Source organism: Methanosarcina sp. A14 (assembly GCF_001729375.1).
GTDB lineage: Archaea > Halobacteriota > Methanosarcinia > Methanosarcinales > Methanosarcinaceae > Methanosarcina > Methanosarcina barkeri.
Map to the genome: position 1 here is coordinate 1 of NZ_LZPK01000341.1, position 3,638 is coordinate 3,638.

General features: G+C 40.0%; 5 protein-coding genes. 1 reads left to right on the forward strand and 4 read right to left on the reverse strand.

Features of this window, described 5'->3' with window-relative positions; all coding sequences use genetic code 11:
• Positions 1 to 9: 9 nt before the first annotated feature.
• Together A9239_RS14595 and A9239_RS14600 are read right to left on the reverse strand one after the other, a co-directional pair.
• Complete coding sequence (locus A9239_RS14595) at positions 10 to 411, reverse strand: DUF5320 domain-containing protein (RefSeq protein ID WP_048154083.1); 402 nt, start codon at positions 409 to 411, stop codon at positions 10 to 12.
• A gap of 181 nt (positions 412 to 592) precedes the next feature.
• A complete protein-coding gene (locus A9239_RS14600; RefSeq protein ID WP_230668994.1) occupies positions 593 to 1,066 on the reverse strand; it encodes a DUF134 domain-containing protein in 474 nt (157 codons plus the stop codon).
• A gap of 155 nt (positions 1,067 to 1,221) precedes the next feature.
• Here A9239_RS14600 and A9239_RS14605 point away from each other — a divergent pair, with 155 nt between their 5' ends.
• Positions 1,222 to 1,941 carry a hypothetical protein gene (locus A9239_RS14605; RefSeq protein ID WP_176722168.1) on the forward strand — a complete coding sequence of 240 codons (720 nt, stop codon included), beginning with the start codon at positions 1,222 to 1,224 and terminating at the stop codon, positions 1,939 to 1,941.
• A 98-nt stretch (positions 1,942 to 2,039) separates the two neighbouring features.
• Here A9239_RS14605 and A9239_RS14610 read toward each other — a convergent pair whose 3' ends face one another.
• Both A9239_RS14610 and A9239_RS14615 read right to left on the reverse strand, forming a co-directional pair.
• Entirely contained in the window at positions 2,040 to 2,945 is a 906-nt protein-coding gene (locus A9239_RS14610) for a DUF1638 domain-containing protein (RefSeq protein ID WP_048120610.1), read from the reverse strand.
• A gap of 51 nt (positions 2,946 to 2,996) precedes the next feature.
• Positions 2,997 to 3,503, reverse strand: a complete 507-nt coding sequence (locus tag A9239_RS14615) for a DUF1638 domain-containing protein (RefSeq protein WP_255361962.1) — start codon at positions 3,501 to 3,503, stop codon at positions 2,997 to 2,999.
• Positions 3,504 to 3,638 lie beyond the last annotated feature (135 nt).

Genomic DNA, 3,638 nt, shown 5'->3' on the forward strand with positions numbered 1-3,638 from the left:
TTTATTTATTTATTTATTTTCATCACTTTCCCGGAGCCGTGGTCTCTTCAAACTATTCATAAGAGTTTCAAGTTCCTGTTTCAGGGATCCTATCCGGTCCTCAAGGGCATCGATATTTGACTCTTCCCTGACCTGGGCAGGTTCAGGATAGAAATATCCAGGAGACCTACCTCGGGCAGCAAACCCCCCAACTCTTCCAAAAACGGGAGTTTTCCTGCAGCAGAAACCCACACCTGCTCTACGGCCTGCACCTCGACCTGCACCACGTTTAGCTCCGCGGCCAATGTTCCGGCTTTCATCTGCGGGAACTCTGGTCATATAACCCGGACTGTCACTACCTGAGCAGTAACCCATAGCTCTTCCTGTCTTTGGTCCATCACCCATCGGACCTTTTCTGTCTCCATTTGGCATTGTTTCCAACTCCTTTCATTGTATCTTTAATTTACTATTAATTTTATGAAGTCATAATATGATCAGGTAAAATCTTTAAACAACCCTGACAAGACAAACTGACCTTAAGTGGTAAAAAACCCTAGTTGGCCTTTTTCTCCCATTCTTTTTTCAACATTCTTTTTTCAAACTACTTTTTAACTCACTTTCTGACCATAGGGCTTCCACATTTCTCACACTTCACCTGGTTGCAGGCAACCCCCGGAATATGGGGAGTCTCATACCCGCAGGCAGGACATACGCAGGTTCCTTCACTTCCGCCGAATCGCCCTCCCTGGCCTCGACCCTGTCCGCGACGTCTTCCGCCGCCACCCTGACCCTGACCTGCAGGACCTGTACCGTCTCCTCCTGGCATCCTGTAATCTCCTCCTTCAATTCTTATTGCTTTTCCATAAACAAGTGCTTCAGTTACTTTTTCAAGTGCTTTTTTCAGCGCCCTCTGAAAAGTGGACTGGTGAACCTCCATATGGACTGCAGCCTCACTCTGAGAAAGCTTTTCTAGAAAGCTGAGTCTCATGGTCTCGAGTTCGTCTATTGTCAGCAAGATTTCTTCGGGAATTTCGTTTTCTGGACTGAAAGGCCTAAACTGCCTTGCCGAATATTCGAAATCCACCATCCTTCGTTTTCTAGGGCGCATAGTTATGCATAATAATGCAAAATATATATAGTTTTGCATTCATTTAGGCTCTGACTCTAAAATGTCCATAAGAGAAAAAGAAAGGGGAGGTGTTAGTCAAGTTTTAATAGGTGAAGCCCGAAAAGCACAATCAAATGTCAAGCAACCTGGAATTTGATATTGTGAAAAACAGTTTTGAATGGCTCTCTGCCCAGCGAATTCAGTCCGTAAAGGAACTTTCAAGTACATTATCCGCACATGCCCTATGGGTACTCCCAAACCCTTACATAACCCGCCTGATTGTTGAACAGGATAACGACGGTTCCTGGAACTCTTCAATCAGGGACACCGCAAGGGCCTGCTCAGCCCTTTCTACAGAAGGAATCGTATTTATGGCTTCAGCAAGATGGCTGCTTGCCAGAAAAAGAGAAAACTCTTGGAACAGAGACGTTTACGACACAGCCTATGCCCTTGCAGCTCTTGCAGACATGGGAACTCAGGATAAAGACGGATGCAACTGGCTATCTGAAAACTATTGCCCTGCCTGGGAACAGGTAGGCACCACATCCCTTATAATTACAGCTCTCAAAAAGCAGGATAATCTGGCAAAAACCAGAACCTTTGAGACTTTTATCCAGGAAAAAGCCAGATGGATCCTTTCAAAAAGAAGGACGGATGACGGCTGGAAACATATTTCCACAAGCAACCTGGCAATTCAAGCCCTGCTTCTTGCAGGTTTTAAAGATGAAGTTGAAGATTCAGTTCACTGGCTCCTTGAAAATGTCCATGAAAATGGAGCCTGGGGAAATAAGGACGATGATATAAACGCTACTGCTCTGACTCTAAGTACTCTTGGACTTTATAGAAAAATCTGAAAATATGAAGGAATTTATCTTCGGGATTTGTCTTCGGGATTTGTTTTCAGGATTTTGTTTTTCCTTCTTTGATTTTCAGTATACTCTTTTAATTGTTTTTAATTTAATACTACTTTTTTGCAGACATCATTTTTGGCATTTAGATAGGACTTACTTGCTATTTCCATACTGCCTTCCATTTCAGTAATACTCATATCAAAAGTCTGGGAATAATTTAAGACATTTTTATCGAATTCATCTCTTTTTGAGATCTTGTTATTGATTTTGACAACTTTTCTGTAATGCTTTTTCAAAAAACTGTCATTAAAGTCAGAAGTGTTGTTGGATTCCATTCTCATTTTTTTCCAACTGGAAGCCCACATAGGAGTCAAGTATATCATACCTATACCTTTCCCACTCTGCATAACTTCAGCATAATTATCGTTGCCCCCAAGAGCTACGCTGATACAGTCATCCACAATCTCTCCGTTTTCATCTTTGAGAAAATAAAGAGAGCAAGGAAGATCTTTAAAATCCACTGCTGTGTTCCTTAAAGAGTGACCACAATTTCCATAGAAAATAAGAATACCATCTGAAAAAGTTGCCATTTTCCTGATATTCTGGTAGATTTCAGATCTTAAGAGTTCGCAATCTGCGTGCAGACCAAGCTTCAGAGTATTTACAACGACAATAGGCTTTTCCTTGTTTTTTTCTTTACTCTTTCCTCTGGAATTATGAGGTATTTTCTTAAAAAACGGGAATTTCAATAAAAATTTTAAAATATTCACAGATACAGAGCTATATACGGAGTTATATACAGAGTTATTTGCCTCTTTTAAAAAAATAGGTACTTTGTCCAAAGGAAAAAGTCTTGGCTGGCAATTTCTGGATTTAAGCTTTCGAACAAACCTGAAACTTTGCCTGTTTTCAACTACAATCAATTGATTTAAGTCATGGTCTTCTGAGAGGACATATGCAAGTTCGTCTTCAAGCATTTCACAGGCAATTATGCTAAGTACAGGCATCCGCTCACCATTCAGTTACAAATATAAAATTTGTCAACATTTTGATTTATCCTAAATCTCCATTTTGAGTTCGTTATAGCAATCTTTAAAAATTTCCTGATTACCATCATCGAATTCCAAAATTTCGAAATCAAATAAATCTGCAAATTCCCGAATAGAAGCGTCGAAATTTTCAGTGTAGTTAAGGCCAGTATTAATCTTAGCAACTCTTTTGTAACCAATCATTTCGTGGGTCTTTTTCATTAATTTCAATGCTTTGGCAGGGTCTTTATTTAGCTTATTCAGATCAAGCAGTTCCTTCCAGCCTTTGCTGTACATGGGAGTAAAAAGATATGTTCCAGCATCACTAACACTTTTGAGTATCCTTAGATAGTTTTTGACACCTCCCACGGTAGCCCCTATGCAGTCATCTACAATCCTGTGATCTTTATCTTTGAGAATACGGACCGGACATGATATTGAACTATGTTGAAAATCTTTTTCAACGTCTCCTAATACATTTCCACATAAACCGTAAAAGAGCAAAATCCCAGATGAAAAAGGAGCAAGAGTCTTTATAGTCTCATATACCTAGGACTTACGCAGTTAAAATGCCGAAACCTTGATATCTTTATAAATATACTTATGGCTTAGTGTTTCTCTAAAAACGTACGGAGTTATGGACATAAATCCACCTAAGTGTGCCGACATTGA

What these genes read in the sequence shown, in the direction of transcription:
- A9239_RS14595 (WP_048154083.1), bottom strand. Translation starts at nt 411, where the DNA reads ATGCCAAATGGAGACAGAAAAGGTCCGATGGGTGATGGACCAAAGACA.
- A9239_RS14600 (WP_230668994.1), bottom strand. Translation starts at nt 1,066, where the DNA reads ATGGTGGATTTCGAATATTCGGCAAGGCAGTTTAGGCCTTTCAGTCCA.
- A9239_RS14605 (WP_176722168.1), top strand. Translation starts at nt 1,222, where the DNA reads ATGTCAAGCAACCTGGAATTTGATATTGTGAAAAACAGTTTTGAATGG.
- A9239_RS14610 (WP_048120610.1), bottom strand. Translation starts at nt 2,945, where the DNA reads ATGCCTGTACTTAGCATAATTGCCTGTGAAATGCTTGAAGACGAACTT.